This is a genomic window from Acidimicrobiales bacterium, from assembly GCA_036399815.1.
Taxonomy (GTDB): domain Bacteria; phylum Actinomycetota; class Acidimicrobiia; order Acidimicrobiales; family DASWMK01; genus DASWMK01.
Genome location: DASWMK010000228.1, coordinates 1 through 20,605 on the forward strand (window position 1 = coordinate 1; position 20,605 = coordinate 20,605).

Annotated in this window: 21 protein-coding genes; 14 read left to right on the forward strand and 7 right to left on the reverse strand. The window is 74.6% G+C overall.

Annotated features, from left to right (window positions below):
* Positions 1-426: 426 nt before the first annotated feature.
* Positions 427-1,182: an SDR family NAD(P)-dependent oxidoreductase gene (locus VGB14_17060; protein ID HEX9994643.1), complete on the forward strand. Its 756-nt coding sequence runs from the start codon at positions 427-429 to the stop codon at positions 1,180-1,182.
* A 12-nt stretch (positions 1,183-1,194) separates the two neighbouring features.
* Here the strand turns inward: VGB14_17060 and VGB14_17065 are convergent, their stop codons facing one another.
* The gene (locus tag VGB14_17065) at positions 1,195-1,788 is read right to left on the reverse strand and encodes a carboxymuconolactone decarboxylase family protein (GenBank protein HEX9994644.1); all 594 of its coding nucleotides are present in this window, start codon (positions 1,786-1,788) and stop codon (positions 1,195-1,197) included.
* On the opposite strand from VGB14_17065, the gene VGB14_17070 reads away from it, so the two are divergent.
* Positions 1,787-3,238 (forward strand): MFS transporter, encoded by a 1,452-nt coding sequence (locus tag VGB14_17070; GenBank protein ID HEX9994645.1) that lies wholly within the window; start codon positions 1,787-1,789, stop codon positions 3,236-3,238. The two genes, VGB14_17065 and VGB14_17070, sit on opposite strands and share 2 nt — an antisense overlap.
* Here VGB14_17070 and VGB14_17075 read toward each other — a convergent pair.
* The 4 genes from VGB14_17075 to VGB14_17090 are packed head-to-tail and all read right to left on the reverse strand — an operon-like array spanning position 3,222 to position 6,186.
* The gene (locus VGB14_17075; protein HEX9994646.1) at positions 3,222-3,965 is read right to left on the reverse strand and encodes a GntR family transcriptional regulator; all 744 of its coding nucleotides are present in this window, start codon (positions 3,963-3,965) and stop codon (positions 3,222-3,224) included. The genes VGB14_17070 and VGB14_17075 overlap by 17 nt on opposite strands.
* Positions 3,962-4,849: a TIGR03619 family F420-dependent LLM class oxidoreductase gene (locus VGB14_17080; protein ID HEX9994647.1), complete on the reverse strand. Its 888-nt coding sequence runs from the start codon at positions 4,847-4,849 to the stop codon at positions 3,962-3,964. Before VGB14_17080 ends, VGB14_17075 begins: the two co-directional genes overlap by 4 nt.
* Positions 4,850-4,903: 54 nt before the next feature.
* Entirely contained in the window at positions 4,904-5,350 is a 447-nt protein-coding gene (locus tag VGB14_17085) for a nuclear transport factor 2 family protein (protein HEX9994648.1), read from the reverse strand.
* Complete coding sequence (locus VGB14_17090) at positions 5,347-6,186, reverse strand: nuclear transport factor 2 family protein (protein HEX9994649.1); 840 nt, start codon at positions 6,184-6,186, stop codon at positions 5,347-5,349. Before VGB14_17090 ends, VGB14_17085 begins: the two co-directional genes overlap by 4 nt.
* A gap of 34 nt (positions 6,187-6,220) precedes the next feature.
* On the opposite strand from VGB14_17090, the gene VGB14_17095 reads away from it, so the two are divergent.
* On the forward strand, positions 6,221-6,928 hold the full coding sequence (locus VGB14_17095) for an SDR family oxidoreductase (protein HEX9994650.1): 708 nt from the start codon (positions 6,221-6,223) through the stop codon (positions 6,926-6,928).
* Between the two features lie 10 nt (positions 6,929-6,938).
* Here VGB14_17095 and VGB14_17100 read toward each other — a convergent pair whose 3' ends face one another.
* Positions 6,939-7,685, reverse strand: a complete 747-nt coding sequence (locus VGB14_17100; GenBank protein HEX9994651.1) for an SDR family NAD(P)-dependent oxidoreductase — start codon at positions 7,683-7,685, stop codon at positions 6,939-6,941.
* An 84-nt stretch (positions 7,686-7,769) separates the two neighbouring features.
* On the opposite strand from VGB14_17100, the gene VGB14_17105 reads away from it, so the two are divergent.
* The 10 genes from VGB14_17105 (at position 7,770) to VGB14_17150 (ending at position 18,571) form a co-directional block, all read left to right on the forward strand.
* Positions 7,770-8,681 (forward strand): alpha/beta hydrolase, encoded by a 912-nt coding sequence (locus tag VGB14_17105; GenBank protein ID HEX9994652.1) that lies wholly within the window; start codon positions 7,770-7,772, stop codon positions 8,679-8,681.
* The gene (locus VGB14_17110; protein HEX9994653.1) at positions 8,678-9,496 is read left to right on the forward strand and encodes an SDR family NAD(P)-dependent oxidoreductase; all 819 of its coding nucleotides are present in this window, start codon (positions 8,678-8,680) and stop codon (positions 9,494-9,496) included. The genes VGB14_17105 and VGB14_17110 overlap by 4 nt, the downstream gene beginning before the upstream one ends.
* A 115-nt stretch (positions 9,497-9,611) precedes the next feature.
* A complete protein-coding gene (locus VGB14_17115) occupies positions 9,612-10,703 on the forward strand; it encodes an extracellular solute-binding protein (GenBank protein ID HEX9994654.1) in 1,092 nt (363 codons plus the stop codon).
* A 61-nt stretch (positions 10,704-10,764) separates the two neighbouring features.
* On the forward strand, positions 10,765-11,916 hold the full coding sequence (locus tag VGB14_17120; protein HEX9994655.1) for an ABC transporter ATP-binding protein: 1,152 nt from the start codon (positions 10,765-10,767) through the stop codon (positions 11,914-11,916).
* A 4-nt stretch (positions 11,917-11,920) separates the two neighbouring features.
* Complete coding sequence (locus VGB14_17125) at positions 11,921-13,630, forward strand: ABC transporter permease subunit (protein HEX9994656.1); 1,710 nt, start codon at positions 11,921-11,923, stop codon at positions 13,628-13,630.
* A complete protein-coding gene (locus tag VGB14_17130; protein ID HEX9994657.1) occupies positions 13,627-14,946 on the forward strand; it encodes a CoA transferase in 1,320 nt (439 codons plus the stop codon). Before VGB14_17125 ends, VGB14_17130 begins: the two co-directional genes overlap by 4 nt.
* Positions 14,946-16,151: a CoA transferase gene (locus tag VGB14_17135; GenBank protein ID HEX9994658.1), complete on the forward strand. Its 1,206-nt coding sequence runs from the start codon at positions 14,946-14,948 to the stop codon at positions 16,149-16,151. The genes VGB14_17130 and VGB14_17135 overlap by 1 nt, the downstream gene beginning before the upstream one ends.
* Entirely contained in the window at positions 16,151-17,335 is a 1,185-nt protein-coding gene (locus tag VGB14_17140) for a hypothetical protein (protein HEX9994659.1), read from the forward strand. The genes VGB14_17135 and VGB14_17140 overlap by 1 nt, the downstream gene beginning before the upstream one ends.
* Positions 17,335-17,748, forward strand: a complete 414-nt coding sequence (locus VGB14_17145) for an OB-fold domain-containing protein (protein HEX9994660.1) — start codon at positions 17,335-17,337, stop codon at positions 17,746-17,748. The genes VGB14_17140 and VGB14_17145 overlap by 1 nt, the downstream gene beginning before the upstream one ends.
* 25 nt (positions 17,749-17,773) lie before the next feature.
* Positions 17,774-18,571, forward strand: coding sequence for an FCD domain-containing protein (locus VGB14_17150; protein ID HEX9994661.1), 798 nt, complete (start codon positions 17,774-17,776; stop codon positions 18,569-18,571).
* A gap of 14 nt (positions 18,572-18,585) precedes the next feature.
* Here VGB14_17150 and VGB14_17155 read toward each other — a convergent pair whose 3' ends face one another.
* Positions 18,586-19,767, reverse strand: a complete 1,182-nt coding sequence (locus tag VGB14_17155; GenBank protein ID HEX9994662.1) for an amidohydrolase family protein — start codon at positions 19,765-19,767, stop codon at positions 18,586-18,588.
* 78 nt (positions 19,768-19,845) lie between these two features.
* On the opposite strand from VGB14_17155, the gene VGB14_17160 reads away from it, so the two are divergent.
* The coding region (locus tag VGB14_17160; protein HEX9994663.1) for a TIGR03619 family F420-dependent LLM class oxidoreductase at positions 19,846-20,605 on the forward strand (760 nt) is incomplete at its 3' end.

A 20,605-nucleotide genomic window follows, 5' to 3' on the forward strand; every position in this document is an offset into this window, starting at 1 on the left:
AGGCGGCGGCCACCGCGCCGCGCCCGCCGACGATCGCGGCCGCCCCGCCGCGCCCGCCGACGATCGCGGCCACCGCGCCGCGCCCGCCGACGGTTGTCGCGGTCGCGGTCCGCGTCACCAGCGGGCCGGTCCGCTCGTCCACCGTCACGCGGACGCGGGCATCTCGGCCTCCGTGACCGGCACGGGCCGCCCCGGGCGTGAGCCGGCGGGCGTCCGGTCGGACGGCCGCCCCCGTCCGGGCGGCGTCCGCGTGGGAACGGACCGACCCGACCAGCGCTCGCTTGGCCTCCACCACATCCCCCTCGTGGCTGTCCCCCGGCCGCCCCGGCCGCCCCGGCCGTGGGCGCGCACACTACGTGGCCCGGGCGATCGCCGGCGGGCCGTGGCATATGATCCTGAGGACTGGACGGCATCGAGGGGGACGGGGTGCTCGCCGGGCAGTGGGCGGTCGTGACCGGGGGGAGCAAGGGGATCGGCCGGGGGATCGCCGAGCGGCTGTGGGCGGCGGGCGCGAGCGTCGCCGTCGTCGCCCGGGACCGGGCGGCCATCGACGAGACCGTCGACCACCTCCGGTCGACCGGCGGCGACGGGCAGGAGGTGTTCGGCACGACCGCCGACGTGGCCGACCGGGGGTCGATCTCGGCCCTGTTCGACGAGCTGCGGGCCGGGCTGCCCCACCTCAACGTGTTCGTCGCCAACGCCGGCACCGGCCACGTGACCCCGTTCCTCGACGTGACCGCCGAGGAGTGGGACGGCGTCGTCGCCCTCAACCTCAACGGCACGATGTTCGCCTGCCAGCAGGCGGCCAGGATGATGCGGGACGCACCGGCGGCCAACCAGTCGATCGTCGTCGTCTCGTCCGTTCGCGCCCTCGGGGCGAGGGCCGGCCGGCTCGTGTACGCGGCGACCAAGGCGGCCGTGAACCAGGCCGTGCGGGTGGCCGCGCTCGAGCTGGCGCCTCACGGGATCAGGGTCAACGCCCTCTCGCCCGGCATCACCGAGACGCCGCTCACGGCCCGCAACCCCGAGACGTTCGCCGAGGCGGCGGCGACCGTGCCGCTCGGGCGGGCCGGGCAGCCGGAGGACCTGGCCGAGGGCGCCTACTTCCTGGCCGGGCCGCAGTCGGCGTTCGTCACCGGGCACAACCTCGTGGTCGACGGCGGGGAGTCGCTCGTCTCCTGACCCGCCGGGGCGTCAGTGGGGGCGGACCGTCCCCTCGGCGTCCCACGGGCCGACGGCGCCGTCGCGCCGCAGGGCCGGCGGGAGGTCGTCGATCAGGTCCCACGACATGGCCACCCGGCCGAGGCCGACGAACACGGCGACGTGCAGGCCCAGCTCGACGATCTCGCCGTCGGCGAAGTGCTCGCGCAGCCGGTCGAACAGCTCGTCGCCGATGCCGAGGTGGTCGGTGGCGACGGCGTCGGCGTAGGCGAGGGCGGCCCGCTCGGCGGCGGTCAGGTCGGCCGCCTCCTCGGGCGCGACGAGCTCGCAGACGAGGTCCTCCGACAGGCCGTCGCCGATCGCCTCGGCGCTGCGCACGGCCATGCAGCTGCGGCACTGGTTGTGGAACGCCACCCGCAGCCGGACGAGCTCGACCAGGCGGGCCGGCAGCACCGACGCGTCGGCCACCGCGGCCCGGAACGCCACCAGCGCGGTCGCCAGCTCCGGCCGGTGGGCCCACACGCGCAGGGAGCCGAGGTGCTCGGGGTGGGCGAGCCCGTCGGGGCCGACCGCCTCCCTGAGCGCCGGGGCGAACGCGTCAGGGTGCAGCGGCGGGATCCTGGCCATGGGGCCAGTAGACAACGGCCGCCTCCGCCGGTCAATATTGCTCATGACAATTAGCGCCGTGGCGGCGCCCCGCGTCGGCGCCATGACGGCGTCGCTGGGCTTCGCCGGCGCGGTCACGTCGCTGCTCCACACCCTGTCGATGCCGCTGCTCCCGGCGCTCCCGCGGCTCCTCGGCACGAGCATCACGGCCACCTCCTGGGTGGCGACGGTGACCCTGGTGGCCGGAGGGGTTTCGACGCCGATCGTCGGCCGCATGGGCGACCTGTACGGCAAGCGGCGGATGGCGCTCGCCTGCCTGTGGGTGGCGCTGGCCGGGTCGGTGTGCTCCGCGCTGGCGCCGTCGCTGCCGATGCTGCTCGTGGGCCGCCTCCTCCAGGGCCTGGCCCTGGGCGTGATCCCGCTGTCGCTCGGCATCCTCCGCGACACCCTCGACGCCGAGCGCCTCCAGCGCCAGGTCGCCGTCCTCAGCGTGTTCATGCTCGGGCTCGGGACCGGGTTCGGCCCGCTCCTCGTGGCCGGGTTGCTCGACGCGGCCGGGTGGCACGCGGTGTTCTGGGGGGCCGCCGCGCTGAGCGCCGCCGCGCTGGTGCTCGTCGCCCGCTTCGTCGAGCCGTCGCCGCTGCGGGCGCCGGCGAGGTTCGACGTCGTCGGGGCGGTCGGGCTGTCGGCCACGCTCGTGCTGCTGCTGGTCGGCATCACGAGGGGCGGCGAGTGGGGGTGGACGTCGCCGGCCATCGTCGGCCTGCTGGGCGGGGCGGCCGTCCTCGGGTGGTCGTGGGTGCGCTGGGAGGTGGGCCGGGACGCGCCGCTCGTCGACCTGGCGACGGCCAGGCGCCGGCCGGTGCTGATCGCCCACGGCGCCGGCGTGATGGTCGGCTTCGCCACCTTCGCCCAGTACCTCGCCGCCTTCAGCCTCGTCGCCCTGCCGGCGGCCACCGGGTACGGCTTCGGCGGGTCGCCGTTCGTCGCCGGGCTCACCCAGGTGCCGGCCGCCGCCGTCGGCCTGTTCGCCGCGCCCGTGGCCGAGCGGGTCCTCGCCGCCGGCGGGCCGCGCCGGCTGCTGACCGTCGGCAGCGTCACCGTCGCCACCGGGTTCGCCGCGGGCGTCGTCTGGCACGCCGCCCTCTGGGAGATCGCGGTCAGCGCCGCGCTCGTCTACTTCGGGGTGGGGCTGGCCTACTGCGCGCTGCCGTTGCTGGTGATGTCGAACGTGCCGATGGCCGACACGGCGGCGGCCAACGCCGTGAACAACCTGAGCCGGGTGTTCGGCTCGGTGATCGCCGCCGCGGTGGCGAGCGCCATCCTGGCGGCGGCCGTGCACGGCGTGGCCGGCGGGCGCCACCCCGCCCACTGGGCCTACGTCGCCATCTACCTGCTGGGCGCGGCGGCGGCCGGGGCGACGGCCGCGCTGGCCAGGGCGCTGCCGGCCGGCGCTACCGCCACTCGATGACCTCGCCCAGCCGCTCGGGCCACCGCTCGCGGTAGTAGGCGTGCTGGGCCCCGAAGTGGGCGGCCATGCCCCTGCGGGCCCGCTCGGTGTGCCCGGCGGCGATGGCCCTGGCCAGGGCGACGTGGTCCCGCAGGATCGACGGCCGCAGCTCGACCGGGTCCATCGTGGCCACCACGTGGCTCGTCACCATGTGGGTGATGGCCTGGGTCAGCAGGGTGATCACGGGGTTGGCGGCCAGGCGGTAGACGGCGGCGTGGAACCCGGTGGTCGAGCGCCGGTAGCCGACCTCGTCGCCCGGCCCGTGGTCGACCACGAACGGCGCCATCGCCTCGGCCCGCTCGGGGTGGGTGGCGGCCAGCGCCGCGCACATCGGCTCGAGCAGGGCCTGGGTGGCGAGCAGGTCCCCGTAGGTGGCGGCGTCGAGGCGGAAGTACAGCGCGGCCATGCGGGCGAGGTGGGCCGGCTCCACGGCGCCGACCACGGGCCCGCCGCCCGGCCCCCGCTTCAGGTGGATCAGCCCCTGCACCTCGAGCAGGCGCAGCGCCTCCCTGAGCGTCGCCCGGCTGACCGAGTACTGCTCGAGCATGGCGCTCTCGAGCGGCAGGCGGTCGCCGGTGCCGAGGCCCCTCGCCACGATGGCCTGGACGATCTCGAGCGCGATCCGCTCGGCGGTCTTCAACGTGCGGCGCTCGCCGGCTCCCCCGGTGCTGCGCCGCGGCGCGGTCACGACGGACCGGCGACGGCGGCGAAGCCCAGGTCGGCGGCGGCCGCCGCAAACGCCTCGCGCTTCTCGGCCGGCGACCCCTCGGCCGGCCACAGCTGGTCGGCCCACACGACGACGTCGTCGATGCCCTCGGCCCGGTAGCGGGCGAGCAGCTCTGGGTCGCCGCTCGTCACCCGGAACCAGCACCGGAACTCGCCCCCGGACCCGACCTCGTCGTGCAGGGCCATCACCTGGTCGCGGAGCCGCACGGCGTCCTCGAACAGCGGGGTGCCGGAGCTGAACCACCCGTCGCCCAGGCGGACGGCCCGCTCGAGGGCCTTCGGCGTGTTGCCGCCCATGATCACCGGGACGTCGACCGGCCGGCGGCTGACCTGGATGCGGTCGAAGGAGAAGTGCCGGCCGTGGTGCTCGAACGGGCCGCCGGCCCACGCCGCCCGCATCACCTCGATCGACTCCACCAGCCGGCTGCGACGCTCGTCGAAGGGCACCCCGAGCGAGGTGAACTCCTCGACCAGCCAGCCGGCGCCGATGCCGAGCAGGAACCGCCCGCCCGACGCCTCCTGGAGGGTGGCGACGGCCCTCGCGGTCACGATCGGGTGGCGCAGCGGGAGGATGTAGATGCCGGTGGCGAGGCGGATCCTCGTCGTCGCCCCGGCGACGGCGCCGAGGGCGACGAGCGGGTCGACCACCTCGGTGTCGGGGCTGACGATCGGGCCGGTGATGTGCTCGTGGTCGGCGCCGCTCGTCGGGTGCTCGCTCGCGTAGCCGACCGGCAGGAGCAGGTGCTCTCCGAGCCAGAGCGCGTCGAAGCCGGCCTCGTCGGCCGCGCCGGCCAGGTGCAGCAGGTCGGGCGCAGCGATGTCGTAGACGGAGAGGCCGACGGTCACCGTTCGATCAGACACCATTGCGCCCGGTCCGTCAACAGTTCATCATGATGAATCTCACGAACCAGGCAGCGGTCCGCCGGGGATCTCGGCCTGCCAGAGCGACCGGTGGACCCGGTGGCGGATGCGCCAGCGGCCGCCGTCGCGCACGCACTCGTCGGTGTAGCGGAGGCCGCGGACGACGACCGTGGTCCGCTCGGGCGACGCCAGCCAGGCCACCCCTTGGATCTCCACGCCGGCCCGGTCGCCGTCCAGCTCGACCAGCACGTCGCCCAGCAGGTGGGTCGACACGCCGTCAGGGCCGGTGATCCCCCCGGCGAACGCCGCCGTGAACAGCGCCTCGATCGCCGCCCGCCCGTCGGCGACGGCCTCGCCCCCGTTCAGCTCCAGGTGCGCGTCCTCGGTGAAGCAGTCGACGATGGCGGCGACGTCCCGCCGGTCGACGGCGTGGGCGTAGCGGGCCACGAGGTCGTCGACGGCGCCCCGGTCGGCGGGCCCGCTCACCGGCCTGCCCTGACGGCCGGCTCGCAGTAGAAGCTGACGTAGCGGCGGATCAGCCCGTCGCCGTCGAGGGTGAAGCTCGACAGGAAGCTGCCGTCCCGCCCGCCGGGCAGGCCCTCCACCAGCCCCTCGACCATGCAGTGGGGCCCCCGCTGGACGTCGGCGACCAGGCGGTGGCCGAAGCTCTGGCGGCCCCGGGCCTCGAAGTTGGCGAGCAGCTCGGCGCGCCCGTCGAACTGCACGCGCCGGTCGCCGTCGATGCCGGTGTGGCGGTAGGGCGGGTGGGAGTAGACGACGTCCTCGCTGAAGCAGGCCGCCGCCTCCTCGAACCGGCCGCCGTCGAGGGCGTCGAAGTAGCGCCCGAGCACGTCGAGGGCGTCGCCCGGGGCGGCGTCGGCGTCGGCGTCGCCGCCGGCTGCGTCGGCCGGCGTCAGGGCGACGGCCGGCGTGGTCGCGTAGGCCAGGTACCGGGCGATGGCGCCGTCGGGGGCGAGCCGCAGGCTGGCCGCGAACGACGCCAGCACCCGGCCGTCGGCGGTGTCGTGGGAGACGCCCTCGAGCAGGCAGGTCGGGCCGTCGACGACGCACAGCTGGAGGTCGTGGGCCCATGCCCTCGGCCCCCGGTCCCTGAACCAGCCGAGCAGGGCGTCCCGGCCCACGGTCTCGACCCGCGGCGAGGTCTCGCCGGCGCCGAAGGCCGGCGCGGCGTAGACGACGTCGTCGGCGAAGGCGGCGACCGCCTCCTCGAACCGGGACCGGTCGAGGGCCCGGTAGTAGGCGTCGGCGGCCGGCGGCACGGGGTCGCCGAGCGCCCGCTCGGTGGTGGTCTCGATGGTCATGGTCCTCCTCCGGAGGGGCCGTTACCGTGCGGCGATGGGCCGCTTCGACGGCAGGGTTGCGGTGGTGGTGGCCGTGGGCAACGCCGTCGGCCGGGCCTGCGCCGACCGGCTGGCGGCCGAGGGCGCGGCGGTGTTCGAGGTGGACGAGGGTACGGCCGACGTGGCCGGCGAGGCGGACATGGCCGCGGCCGCGGCCCGGTGCGGCGCGGACCACGCCGCCGTCGACGTGCTCGTCAACGCCCACCTCGCCCTCGACTGGGCGTCGGTCGAGGCGTCGTCGGTCGAGCGGTGGGCCGAGGTGCTGCGGGTGAACGTGCTCGGGCCGGTCGTGTGCACGCGGGCGTTCCTGCCGCTCCTGCGGCGGTCCCCGGCGGCCGCCGTCGTGCACGTCGGCTCGGTGGACGGCCTGCTCGGCAACCCGCGGGTGCCGTCGTACTCGGCGGCGAAGGGCGCGCTGGTCCCGCTCACCCACGTGATGGGCCACGAGCTGGCGGCCGACGGCATCCGGGTCAACTGCGTGGCGAGGGCGGCGGTGGCCGGGCCGGTCGCCGGCTCGCCCCCCGGCCAGCGCGACGCCGTGGTGGCCGCCACCCCGCTCGGCCGGGCGGCCCGGCCCGGCGAGGTGGCGGCGGCCGTCGCCTTCCTGGCCTCGGCCGACGCGTCGTACGTGACCGGCACCGTGCTCGTGGTCGACGGCGGCCGCACGGGGCTCACCCCCGGCACGACCGGCCCGACCGGCTGACCGGCCGCCATCAGACGGCCGTGTAGCCGCCGTCGACGGGGACGGCGGCGCCGGTGAGGAACGAGGCGTCGTCCGAGCACAGGAACGCGACGACCGACGCCACCTCCGCCGGGTCGGCGGCCCGCTCCATCGGCACGCGGACGCGCGCCGCGGGGGCGGGGCCGAGCGCGGGGTCGGCGCGGAGGTCGGTGAGCGCCTCGCTGTTCCTGGCCAGCCCGGTGCGCACGACGCCAGGGCAGACGCAGTTGGCCCGGACCCCCCGGTCGACGTACTCGACGGCGACCGCCCGCGTCAGCTGGAGGACGCCCCCCTTCGACGCGTCGTAGGCGCTGGTGCGGCCGGCGGCGACGAGCGAGGCCGTCGAGCCGATCGTCACCACCGCCCCGCCGCCCGCGGCCACCAGGTGGGGGAGCGCGGGCTTCAGCGTGAGGAAGACGCCCGTGAGGTTGACGCGCAGCATCGTCTCCCACGCGTCGAGGGTCAGCTCGTCGGTGGCGCCGGCGAACGTGATCCCGGCGCAGGCGACGACCGTGTCGAGCCCGCCCATCGACGCCACCGCCTCGGCCACCGCCGCCGCCATCGCCGCCTCGTCGCCGACGTCGGCGCCCAGCGCCGTCGCCGTCCCCCCGCCGGCGACCACGTCGGCGACGGCCTCCTCGGCCGCGTCCCGGCGAACGTCGACGGCCGCCACCACGGCGCCGTCGGCGGCCAGGCGGGCGACGGTGGCCCGGCCGATGCCGCTGCCGGCCCCGGTCACGACGGCCCGCCGACCGGCCAACCGGCCCGAATTCATCATGAGCAAATGTTGACACAGGGGCGGTGCGGATGTTGAGTGACGCCGATGCCGCCGACCGGGGGGGAGGGGTACGACGAGCTCGCGCTCGTGCGCGACCTCGCGACCGAGCTCGGCGTCGACCCGGGCCGGAGGACCGTCGAGCGGGTCGAGTGGCGCGACGGTGGCCGCCGGGTCAGCGGGCTGCGCTGGGGGCCGGGCGAGCCCCGCCTGGTGCTGCTGCACGGCGGCAGCCTCAACGCCCACAGCTGGGACGCCATGCTGCTCATGACCGACCTCCCCGCCGTGGCCCTCGACCTGCCCGGCCACGGCCGGTCCTCCTGGTTCGACGAGCCCCTCTACCTGCCGGCCGACGTCGCCGGCGCCGTCGCCCCCGCGGTCGCCGCGCTGGCCCCCGGCGCCCGAGCCGTCGCCGGGCACTCGCTCGGCGGCCTGGCCGCGCTGGCGATGGCCGCCCACCGGCCCGAGCTCGTGCCCCGCCTCGTGCTGGTCGACGCCACGCCGGGGTCGACCCCGGACCGCAGCCAGGACATCCTGGACTTCGTCTCGGCGGCGGAGTTCGACTCGTTCGAGGCGTTCGTCGACCACGCCGCCGCCCACCGGCCCGGTGGCGACCGGGGCCGCCTCCGGCGCAGCCTCCGCCACAACGCCCGCCGCCGCGACGACGGGACCTGGACGTGGCGCCACGACGGCCGCGACCACCCGACGAGGGACCGCTGGGAGGTCGTGTTCGAGGAGCTGCCCAAGGGCTGGGCCCACGCCGAGGCCGTGCGCTGCCCGGCCCTGCTCCTGCGGGGCGAGCGGTCGCCGATCGTCACCGACGGCGACGTCGAGCGCTACCGGCGGGCCATCCCGCACCTGCGGGTCGAGGTGATCGCCGGCGCCGGCCACAACATCCACGGCGACCGGCCGGGCGCGCTCGGCGCCGCCATCGCCGGGTTCCTGGAGGCGGCCGCGTGAGGGACCTCCGCGGGCGGACGGCCGTGGTGACGGGCGGGGCGAGCGGGATCGGGCTGGCGATTGGCGAGCGCTTCGCCGCCGAGGGGATGAACGTGGTCCTCGCCGACGTGCGGGCCGACGCCCTCGACGCCGCCGTCGCCGGGCTGCGGGCGGCCGGGCGCGCGGCCGTCGGCGTGCCCACCGACGTGGCCCGCCCGGCCGACCTGCGGGCCCTGGCCGACGCCGCGGTCGACGCCTTCGGGGCCGTCCACCTGCTCGCCGCCAACGCCGGCGTCGTCGTCGGCGGGCGGGTAGAGGAGCTGACCGACGACGAGTGGCGGTGGGTGGTCGACGTCGACCTGTGGGGCGTGGTGAACGCCGTCCGCGTGTTCCTGCCGCTGCTCGAGCGGCAGGGCGAGGGCCACCTGCTCGCCACCTCGTCCACGTCGGGGCTCGTGGCCCCGCCGTACATCGCGCCCTACTCGGTGGCCAAGGCCGGCGTCGTGGCGCTGATGGAGGCCGTCCGGCGGGAGCTGGACGAGCGGTCGTCGCCCGTCGGTGCCTCCGTGCTGTGCCCCGGTCCCGTCCGCACCGACCTGGTCGGCCGGAGCGCGGGCGCGGCCCGCACGGACGCCGGCCGGGCCTTCGCCCGGTCGTCGGGAGCGCTCCTGGCCGAGACCGGGATCGACCCGGCCGGCGTGGCCGGGATGGTCGTGGACGCCGTTCGGGCCAACCGCTTCTGGGTGCTCACGCACCCCGAGTGGGCCGATGTGCTGCGCCGCCGGGTGGAGGCAATGGCGACGACCGGCGACCTCGCGTCGCGGCCGGGAACCTGATCATGAATTCTCGCTCGTGACGCTTGACACCTCGATTCGGTTAGATCATCATGATGAATACGGTCGGGAGCCGATGCCCGCCCGTTCCGAGGGACCGAACGGAGGAGCTGTGCGAGTGAAGTCGCGACGCGGGACCTTGTTCCTGCTGCTGTTGCTGGTGATGGCACTCGTCGCCGCCGCGTGCGGTGGTGACGACGACGACGACGGCGGGGAGACGGGGTCGGCGACGTCCGCGGCGGAGGACGGCGGGACGGAGGGCGACGACGCGGCGAGCGAGGACCCGGCCTACGCCGACCTGGTCGCCGCCGCCCAGGAGGAGGGCGGGGTCACCATCTACTCGAGCCAGGGCCTCGACGCCCTGAACGCCTTCGGCGAGGCCTTCGAGGAGCGGTACGACGTGCCCGTCGAGGTCGTCCGCGGCATCGACACCGAGCTGTCGTCCCGGGTGGAGACCGAGCTCGAGACGGGCGGCGGCCCCGACCTGTACGTGAGCGCCAGCCAGCCGTGGGTCGAGGCGCACACCGATGCGTTCGCCGAGCCGACGAGCCCGCAGCTCACCGGCGCCGGCGACTACGACGCCGGCACCTACGTGCACGACGGCAACTTCTTCGAGGTCGGCGCCGCCCTGCTCACGATGGCGTGGAACACGAGCGAGGTCGACGACCTGACGGCCTACGAGGACCTCCTCGACCCGCAGTTCGCCGGCGGCAAGCTGGGCGTGATCGAGCCGGCCGCCCCGTCGATCGTCGACTTCTACCTGTGGATGGAGGAGACGTTCGGCGAGGAGTACGTCGAGCAGCTCGCCGCCCAGGAGCCGCGCATCTACCCGAGCGCCCTGCCCATCGGCGAGGCGCTGATCTCGGGCGAGATCTTCGCCTCGCCGTACGCGGCGCCGGTGCAGCTGGTCCCGGCGCAGGAGTCCGGTGCGCCGGTCGACTTCGCCATCGACGAGCGGGGCGCCTGGGGCGCCCGCTACTTCGGGATGATCATGAACGACGCCGAGCACCCGAACGCCGCCCAGCTGCTGGCCGACTTCATGGTCACCGCCGAGGGCCAGCAGCTCGTGGTGGGGGTCGCCTCCTCGGTCCTCCCCGACGTGCCCGGCGCGCTCCTCACCAACGAGGAGGTCCGGCAGCAGGACCTCGACGCCCTCACCCCCGAGGCCGTCGCCGCTTACCAGGAGAAGTGGAACTCCCTGTTCCGGTAGCGGACGGGTGGTGGGGCGGCCCGACCGCCCCACCACCGCCGCACGAGACCGAGGTGTGAAGGTGTCCTACGTACGCATCAACGGCCTGACGAAGCAGTTCGCCGGGAAGCCGCCGACCACGGCGATGGACGATCTCGACCTCGAGATCGAGCAGGGCGAGTTCCTCGTGCTGCTGGGCCCGAGTGGCTGCGGGAAGACCACGACCCTGCGCTGCATGGCCGGGCTGGAGACGCCCGACCGGGGCAGCATCCGCCTCGGCGAGCAGGTCGTGTTCGACTCCGGCGCCCGGCGCAACCTGTCGCCCGACAAGCGCAACATCGGGATGGTCTTCCAGTCCTACGCGCTGTGGCCGCACATGACGGTGCGGAAGAACATCGCCTACCCGCTGAAGGCCAGGAAGGTCGACAAGGCGGGGTCGGCCGGGTGGGTGGACGAGACGGCGGCGCTGGTCGACTGCTCGCAGCTGCTCGACCGGTACCCGGGCCAGCTCTCGGGCGGCCAGCAGCAGCGGGTCGCCCTGGCGAGGGGCCTCGTCGCCCGGCCCGACGTCGTCCTGTTCGACGAGCCGCTCAGCAACCTGGACGCCCGCCTGCGCGACCTCGTGCGGGCCCAGCTCCACGAGCTGCACACCCGGCTCGGGTTCACGGCGGTGTTCGTCACCCACGACCAGAGCGAGGCGCTCGCCCTCGGCGACCGCATGGCGATCATGCGGGCCGGGAGGATCGAGCAGTTCGACACGCCGGAGCGGGTGTTCGAGGAGCCGGGGACCGAGTACGTCGCCGAGTTCATCGGCATGTCGAACCGGCTGCCCTTCCGGCGCCAGGACGGCGGCTGGGCCTTCGCCGGCGAGAAGGTGGTCGGCGACCTGCCCGTCGCCGTCGGCCAGGACGACGTGTTCGTCCGGCTCCGGCCCGACGACCTCCTGCTGGCGCCCACCGGCCAGCCGCTCCCGCCGGGGTCGGTGACGTTCCCGGCCGAGATCGTCGACTCCGAGTTCGGCGGCCGCTACATGGACGTCATCGTCTCGGTGCGGGGCACCCGCCTGCACGCCAGGGTCCCGAGCGGGACGCTCGGCGGGTGGGCCAGGACGCTCCAGCCCGGCCAGGCCGTCGACGCCGGCTTCGCCCAGGTGGCCGCCATCTACTACGGCCCGGACGAGGCCCGCCTCGCCGGCCACGTGCCGGTGGCGACGCCGGCGGCCGTGGGGGCGTGACGCGGTGACCACGATCCTCGCCCCCGAGGCCCGCTCGGCCACCCCGCTGCTCGAGGCCAGGCGCCTCCTGCCGAGGGTCGCCATGCTCGCCTTCCTCGCCGGCATCGCCTACCTGGTGCTGATGCCGATGATCCGGCTCCAGATGCTGGCCTTCGAGGACGGCGCCCACGGCTATCGCACGGCCTACGGCCGGGACCAGATCTGGGACACGATCCGCACGACGATCGGCCTGGCCTTCGGGTCCCTCGCCATCGCCCTCGTGCTCGGCACCCTGCTCGCCTGGGCCGCTACCCGCCTCCCACCGCGCCTGCGCCTGCTGCGGGCGCTGCCCATCCTCCCGATCGTCGTCCCCGCGGTGGCGTCGGTGATCGGCTGGTCGTTCCTGCTGTCGCCCCGCCCGGGCTACCTCAACGCGCTCATGCGGACCCTCCCGTGGTGGGACCACCTGAGCGAGGGGCCGGTCGACGTCTACACGCTCCCGTGGATCGTCATCATCACCGGGTTCGGCCTCACGTCGTTCGTGTACCTGTTCGTGAGCGCCGGCTTCCAGAACATCAACACCGAGCTCATCGAGGCCGCGCAGGTGAGCGGCTCGAGCGGCCTCGGCGTGTTCTTCAAGGTGACGCTCCCGCTGCTGCGGCCGGTGCTCGTCTACGGCGGCGGGGTCGCCCTGCTCCTCGGCCTCGGCCAGTTCACCGGGCCGCTGCTCCTCGGCCGCAACGCCGGCATCTCGGTGCTGACCACCGACATGTACTTCGCGGTGTCCCAGTCGCCGGTCGACTACGGGGTGGCCGCGGCCATCGGCTCGCCGCTCGTGATCTTCGGGATCTGCGTCGTGATCCTCCAGAAGGTCATCCTCGGCGACCACAGCCGGTTCGTCACCCACGGCGGCAAGGGCTCGTTCTCGGGCGGGCTGAAGCCGTCGAGGCTGGCCGCCGTCGGCATCCTCGGCTACAGCCTGCTGGCGACGTTCCTGCCCGTCGGCGCGCTGGCCATCGTCGCCCTGTCCCGGTTCTGGACGCCCGACGTCGACGTCGCCAACTTCTCGCTGTTCAACTTCCGCGAGATCTTCGCCGAGTCCGGGATCGTCGACGCCATCAAGACGAGCCTGACCGTGTCGCTGATCTCGGTCGCCATCGCCCTGCCGATCGGCTTCGTGGCCGCCACCCTGCTGCTGCGGGGCCGCCGGTTCCGCATCGTCCGGCCCATCGTGGACTTCGTCGTCGCCATGCCGCTCGGGATCCCGGCCGTGATCTTCGGCGTCGGCTTCCTGCTCACCTACACCCGCGAGCCGTTCGTGCTCTACGGCACCAACTGGGTGATCATCCTCGTGTACGTCACGCTGATGCTGCCGTTCACCACGAGGATGCAGCTCTCGGGGATGGTGGCGCTCGGCGACGCCTACATCGAGGCGTCCCGGGTCAGCGGGGCCAACGCGGTGATGACCAACCTGCGCATCGTGCTGCCCCTGCTGCGGTCGACGATCGGCGGCGCCGCCGCGCTCATGTTCGTGCTGCTGACCCACGAGTTCGCGGCGTCGCTGCTCGTGCGGGCGCCGACCACGCAGGTGATGGGCACGGTCCTGTTCGACTACTGGACCAACGGGTCGTACCCGCTCGTCGCCGCCATCGCCCTCGTGATGACCGGGGTGACGACGGTCGGCGTCGTCATCGCCGTGGCCCTCGGCGGCAGCGACGTGTTCGACAAGCTGTGAGCCGGCCGACGGCGTTCCCGTACGTCGAGACCGACCCGGCCAGGCGCCCCCGCGAGCGGCGGGGGCCGCTGGCCGGGATCCGGGTCGCCGACTTCTGCTGGATGGGGGTGGGCTCGATCGCCACCCGCCTGCTCGCCGACTTCGGCGCGGAGGTCGTGAAGATCGAGGACCGCGTCAGGGTCGACACCCCCCGCCGCCTCCCGATCTACCGGGACGAGCCGGCGAGGAACTTCACCGACGAGGTCGTCGACCCCGACCCGGACCGCGGCGGGCTGCACAACAACTTCTCCCGCAACAAGCTCGGCGTGACCATCGACCTGCGCTCGCCCCGCGGCCGGGAGGTGGCCGAGCGGCTGATCGCGGCGAGCAGCGTGGTCACCGAGAACTTCGCCCCCGGCGTGATGGAGCGCTGGGGGCTGACCTACGAGCGCCTGCGCGAGCTGCGGCCGGACGTGATCTACGCCCGCATGAGCGGCTACGGCCACTCCGGCCCCCACGCCCACTACCGCAGCTACGGCCCGGTGGTGCAGGCGGTCAGCGGCCTCACCGCCATCAGCGGGCTCCCCGGCCGGGAGCCGTCCGGGTGGGGCTTCTCGTACATGGACGACCAGGCCGCCTACCACAACTCGGCGGCGCTGCTCATGGCCATCTGGCGGCGCATGCGGACGGGGGAGGGGACCGAGATCGACGTGTCGGCCGTGGAGGCCGGCATCGACCTCGTCGGGCCGGTCCTCCTCGACGTGTCGGTCAACGGGCGCACGACCCGCCGGCCCGACTTCCCGACCGGCAACCGCCTCGAGTGGCCGCCGGCCGCCCCGCACGGCGTGTACCCGGCGGCCGGCGACGACCGCTGGATCGCCGTCGCCGTGTTCGACGACGGGCAGTGGGCCGGGCTGGTCGAGGCCATGGGCTCGCCCGACTGGGCCGCCGACCCCCGCTTCGCCGGCCCGGACGCCCGGTTCGCCAACCAGGACGCGCTCGACGAGCGGGTGGCGGACTGGACCCGCCAGCGGGACGGTCACGAGGCGACCGCGCTCCTCCAGTCGCTCGGCGTGCCGGCCGGCGCCGTGCAGCACGCGGGCGACGTGAACGAGCGGGACCCGCAGGCCGAGGCCCGCGAGGTGTTCTTCGAGATGGACCACCCGGTGATCGGGCGGGCGCGGTTCGAGGGGACCGCCATGCGCTTCTCGGACCTGGCCGCCGACCACTGGCGGTCGGCGCCCCTGCTCGGCGAGGACAACGAGCACGTGTGCAAGCAGGTCCTCGGCATGGACGACGACGAGTACGGGGACCTCGTCGCCGCCGGCGTCCTCTGATGGGCGCGGACCCCATGTTCGCCGGCCTGCGGGTGGTCGAGCTGGCGGGGGACCCGGCCGGCGAGGCCGTGGGCCGGACCTTCGCCCAGCTCGGCGCAGACGTCGTCAAGGTCGAGCCGCCGTCGGGGTCGCCGACGAGGGCCGTCGGCCCGTTCGCCCACGGCCGCGAGGACGGCGACCACAGCCTCACGTTCTGGTACCAGAACCGGAACAAGCGCAGCGTGGTCGTCGACCACACGACCGCCGAGGGCCGGGCCACCGTGCTCCGCCTCGCCGCCGGGGCCGACGTGGTCGTGACGACCCTGGCGCCGGCGGAGGCCGAGGCGACCGGGCTGACCGTGGACGCCCTGGCCGCCGCGTCGGGCCGGCTGGTGGTCGTCTCGGTGACCCCGTTCGGCCTGACCGGGCCGTGGTCGGGCTGGGCGAGCTCGGACCTCGTCGGCCTGGCCCTCGGGTCGCCGCTGCACAGCTGCGGGTACGACGACCACACGATCCCGCCGATCCGGCCCGGGGGCGACCAGGGCTACCTGCAGGCGGCCAGCTTCGCCAGGATGGCCGTGATGCTCGCCCTCGTCGAGCGCGAGCGGACGGGCCGCGGCCAGGTCGTCGACGTCGCCATGCACGACGCGCTCGCCGTCGGCGCCGAGCTGGCCAACCCGTACTGGTTCTACGCCCGCGCCGTCGTGCAGCGGCAGACGTGCCGGCACGCCACGCCGTTCCCGACCGAGCCGTCCATCTTCCGCTGTGCCGACGGGCGGTGGGTGTTCTTCGCCGTGTTCATCGTCGAGCAGAAGGCGTGGCAGGCGATCCTCGGGTGGCTCGCCGGCCGCGACCTGGCCGCCGACCTCACCGACCCGGAGTACGGCGACCCGGCGTTCCGCCAGGCGTCCCTCGCCCACGTGCTCGACGTGGTCGCCGACTTCTTCCTCACCCTGACGGCCGACGAGGCCTACCACGAGGGCCAGGCCAGGGGCCTCGCCGTCGGGCCGGTCAACCTGCCCGACGACCTGTTCGAGGACGAGCACCTGGCCGCCAGGGAGTTCTTCGTCACCGTCGACCACGACGACGTGCCCCCGGCCCGCTACCCCGGCGTGCCGTTCCGCTTCGCCGGCGTGCCCGCCGCCAGCCCCGTCCGCGCCCCCCGCCTCGGGGAGCACGACGACGAGGTCCTCCACCCGACCCCACCCGCCGAGGAGGCGACCTGATGCCCGAGGAGCTCCACCACCGGGACCGCTGCGCGATCGTCGGGATCGGCGCCACCGACTTCTCCCGCGCGTCGGGGCGCAGCGACCTCACGCTCGCCACCCAGGCCGCGCTGGCGGCCATCGAGGACGCGGGGATGGTGCCCGCCGACATCGACGGGATCGTCCGCTCGGACATGGACACCGTGCTGCACAACGACCTGGCCGACTCGCTCGGCATCCCCGACCTGACGTTCTGGTCCCAGGTCGGCCCGGGCGGCGTGGCGCCGTCCGCCATGGTCGGCCAGGCGGTCGGCGCCATCCTCTCCGGGCAGGCGACCAACGTGCTCGTGTTCCGGGAGCTGAACGGCCGCTCGGGCCGGCGCTACGGGCTCTCGCCGGCCACCCAGGTCCGCATCGGCGGGCAGGGCACCTACGACGAGTTCTTCAACCCCTACGGGCTGCTCACCCCCGGCCAGGTCTTCGCGGTGATGGCCCAGCGGCACATGATCGAGTTCGGGACCACGCCCGAGGAGCTCGCCCACATCGCGCTGACGTGCCGGGCGAGGGCCAACGCCAACCCGCGGGCCCAGATGCACGACCGGACGCTCACGATGGAGGACTACCTGGCGGCGAGGATGATCTCCGCGCCGCTGCGGCTCTACGACTTCTGCCTGGAGACCGACGGCGCCTGCGCCGTCGTCGTCACGAGCGCCGAGCGGGCCAGGGACTGCCCGAAGCCCCCGGCGCTGATCCGGGCCGTGGCCCAGGGCGGGATCCCGAACCCCCAGCCCGGCGTCCAGTACCCCGTGCTCATGCGGGAGAGCCTGACCGAGCTGCCGGCGAAGGCAGTGGCGACGACCCTGTACCGGCGGGCCGGCATGGGCCCGGAGGACGTCGACGTCGCCCAGGTGTACGACTGCTTCTCGATCACGGTCCTGCTCCAGCTCGAGGACTGGGGCTTCTGCAAGAAGGGCGAGGGCGGTCCGTTCGTGGCCGGCGGGGGCATCGACCTCGGCGGCCGCATCCCGATCAACACCGGAGGAGGTCACATGTCCGAGGGCTACATCCACGGCATGAACCACGTCGTCGAGGGCGTGCGCCAGATCCGCGGCGAGTCCACGTCCCAGGTCCCGGGCGCGCAGACCTGCCTGGTCACGTCCACCCCGCTGCCCCCCGGCAGCGCGCTGATGCTGACGGCGGCGTGATGGACGCGCCCCGCCTGCTCCCGGTCGACGACGACGTCGACACCGGCGGGTTCTTCGAGGCCGCCCGCCGCCAGGAGCTCGTCATCCGCCGCTGCAACGGGTGCGACGCCGTGCTCCACATGCCGAGGGCGTACTGCCACACGTGCGGCAGCTGGGAGGGCCGCTGGGCCCCAGTCGCCGGCACCGCCACCCTGTACTCGTGGACGGTGGTCGAGCACCAGGTGCACCCCGCCTACCCGGTGCCCTACACGGTCGTGCTCGTCCAGCTGGACGACGTGCCCGCCGCCCGCCTCGTCGGCTACCTGCCGGGGCGCCCCGACCTCACCGCCGGCATGCCGATGCGGGTGTGGTTCGAGACCCTGGCCGACGGCGTCGTGCTGCCGCAGTGGGAGCCGGTGCCGGCCGGGGGCTGACCGGGGGGCCGGTACGCTCGCTGCCGTGCCGGCTGCCCGCGCCCCCGACCCGCCGCGGCCGGCGCGGCACCCCGCCCTGCCGATCTGCACGGGAGAGGCCGTCACCCGGCCGCTGAAGACGTCGGAGGCCGTCGCCAGGGACATCGTGCACGACGTCGTCAGCCAGGGCCTCGGCACGGGCGACCGGCTGCCGTCGGAGGCGGCGATGCTCGAGCACTACGGGGTCAGCCGGGAGTCGCTCCGCGAGGGCCTGCGGCTGCTCGAGGTCCAGGGCCTGATCTCGATCCGGCGGGGGCCGGGGGGCGGCCCCGTCGTCGGCCGCCTCGACCCCGCCAACCTGGGCCGCACGTCGACGCTCTACTACCACCTGGCCGGCGGCACGTACGCCGAGCTGTTCGAGGCCTGGGTGCTCACCGAGTCGCTGCTGGCCGAGCGGGCGGCCCGCCACCCGGACCGGGACGCGGTGCGCGCCGCCATGGCGCCGTTCCTCGAGGACGGCGGCGGCGCCGACGCCGACGGCAGCGACCGCCGGGCCTTCGTCGTCGCCCACTCGCGCTTCCACGCGGTGGTCGCCGCCCTCGCGGGCAACCGCGTGCTCGAGCTGCTGCTCCAGACGATCGGCCAGATCGTCACCCACCACGTGGTGGCCGACGCCCACCTGCCCGACGCGCCGCTCGTGGCCGAGGACCATGCCGCCGTGGCGAGGGCCGTGGCCGCCGGCCGGCCGAGGAGCGCCGGCCGGGTCATGGCCGACCACATCGAGCGGATGGCGGCGTCCTACCGCGACGAGATCGGGATGGACGACTTCATCGACTGGCGGTGAGCCGCCGGCCGCCCCTACGCCAGGTGGTAGAGGCGGGCGGCGTTGTCGTGGAGGATCTTGCGCAGGGTCGTCTCGGGGAGACGGCCGAAGTTCTGCTCGAGGTACTCGTCGGGCGCCACGGCGGACGAGGCCGGCCCGGGCGACATGCTCGTCGGGTGCGGGAAGTCGGTCTCGAAGAGCACGTTGTCGGGGCCGATGAGGTCGATGGCGCTGAGCGCCGTGTCCCGCTCGAACCAGAAGCAGCCGTAGATCTGGCGCCGGAAGTACTCGCTCGGGAGCAACTCGTACTCGGGGTGCTCGAGGTGGACGCCGCAGTTCTTCCACTGCCAGTCGAGCGAGTCGAGCGCGAACGGGATCCAGCCGACGCCGCTCTCGACCGACACGAAGTTCAGCTCGGGGAAGCGGTGGCAGATGCCGCCGCAGATGAGCTGGGCCAGGGTGCGGGCGTTGCCCATGAAGAACGAGACGCCCATCGAGGCGTAGCTGGCGTGCTTGCCGACGTGGGCCATGCCGCCGCCCGACTCGAACAGCGACAGGTCGCCGGACGCGATGTGGAAGTTGACGGGCAGGCCCTTCTCCTGGGCCGACGCCCACATGGGGTCCCAGTGCGAGTCGACCAGGCCGGGCAGGCCGAAGTTGGCCGGCTCCTGGCTGAACACGACGCCCCGGTGGCCCATGGCCGCGCACCGCTCGATCTCGGCCAGGGTGGCGTCGAGGTCCCAGAACGGCAGCGTGGTCATCGGGACCAGGCGGTCGGGGGCGACGCTGCTCCAGTCCGACTGCCAGTCGTTGTAGGCGCGGATGTAGGCGAGCATCACCTCCTTGTCCTCGACCGACTGGAGCATGGTCTGGTTGAACAGGGCGACGTTCGGATACAGGATCTGCGCGTGGATGCCGTACTCGTCCATGCGGGCGAGGCGGGCCTCGGCGTCCCAGGTGGCCGGGTCGGCGTCCTCCCAGCGGGGCGGGTGGTTCGGCGGGTACTCGTGCCAGCCGGCCTGCGCGGCCGAGGCCACCGGCGCGACGCGCGTGCCGCCGATGAACCAGGCCTCTTCCTGCTGGCCCTCGTCCCACCGGACGTGGGGGATGAGATCGCCCCACTTCGCCGGCATGCGCTCGGTCCAGAGGTCGGGCGGCTCGACGACGTGCGTGTCGGTGTCGATGACCGGGATGTCGGCGATGACGGAGCGGCCCACGAGCGGTTCCCCCTTGCGGCGAGGTCTTCTGCCGTCCACGATAATCATCATGAGAAATAGCGTCAAGGTGGCGGGCGCGTGCACTTCGGCCTGACCGCGTTCTGCACGGCCGGATCGGCCGGTCCCGGCGAGCTGGCGGCGGCGGCGGAGGCGGCCGGGTTCGACGTCCTGCTGTTCCCCGACCACACGCACGTGCCGACCGACCGGTCCACCCCGTACCCGGGCGGCGGCGACCTCCCCGACCATCACCGGCGGACCTACGACCCGTTCGTCGCCGTGGCGTTCGCGGCCGCGGCGACCACCACCCTGCGGGTCGGCGTCGGCGTGTGCCTCGTGCCCGCCCGCGAGCCGATCGCGCTGGCCAAGACGGTGGCGTCGCTCGACGTGCTGTCCGGCGGGCGGGTGGTGCTCGGGGTCGGCGCCGGGTGGAACGTGCAGGAGGTGGCGAACCACGGCGTGGCCGGGCGGGACCGGTGGGCGGTGACCAGGGAGCGGGTCCTCGCCATGAAGGCCATCTGGACGCAGGACACGGCGGCCTTCGCCGGCGAGCACGTCCGCTTCTCCGAGCTGTGGTCGTGGCCCAAGCCGCTCCAGCGGCCCCACCCGCCGATCCTCGTCGGCGGCCACGGCGACGGCGTCCTCGGCCGGGTGGTCGAGTACGGCGACGAGTGGCTGGCCATGCCGGCGCCCGGCCGCCCGCCCCTGGCCGAGCGGATGGCCACCCTGGCGGCGATGGCCGACGCCGCCGGGCGGGCCCGCCCGGCGGTGTCGGTGCAGGCCTACGGGTGCCCGCCGCCGCCGTCCGTCATCGACCGCCACGTCGCCGCCGGCGTCGACC

What these genes read in the sequence shown, in the direction of transcription:
- VGB14_17070 (HEX9994645.1), top strand. Translation starts at nt 1,787, where the DNA reads ATGGGGCCAGTAGACAACGGCCGCCTCCGCCGGTCAATATTGCTCATG.
- VGB14_17065 (HEX9994644.1), bottom strand. Translation starts at nt 1,788, where the DNA reads ATGGCCAGGATCCCGCCGCTGCACCCTGACGCGTTCGCCCCGGCGCTC.
- VGB14_17090 (HEX9994649.1), bottom strand. Translation starts at nt 6,186, where the DNA reads ATGACCATCGAGACCACCACCGAGCGGGCGCTCGGCGACCCCGTGCCG.
- VGB14_17095 (HEX9994650.1), top strand. Translation starts at nt 6,221, where the DNA reads ATGGGCCGCTTCGACGGCAGGGTTGCGGTGGTGGTGGCCGTGGGCAAC.
- VGB14_17105 (HEX9994652.1), top strand. Translation starts at nt 7,770, where the DNA reads ATGCCGCCGACCGGGGGGGAGGGGTACGACGAGCTCGCGCTCGTGCGC.
- VGB14_17135 (HEX9994658.1), top strand. Translation starts at nt 14,946, where the DNA reads ATGGGCGCGGACCCCATGTTCGCCGGCCTGCGGGTGGTCGAGCTGGCG.
- VGB14_17140 (HEX9994659.1), top strand. Translation starts at nt 16,151, where the DNA reads ATGCCCGAGGAGCTCCACCACCGGGACCGCTGCGCGATCGTCGGGATC.
- VGB14_17145 (HEX9994660.1), top strand. Translation starts at nt 17,335, where the DNA reads ATGGACGCGCCCCGCCTGCTCCCGGTCGACGACGACGTCGACACCGGC.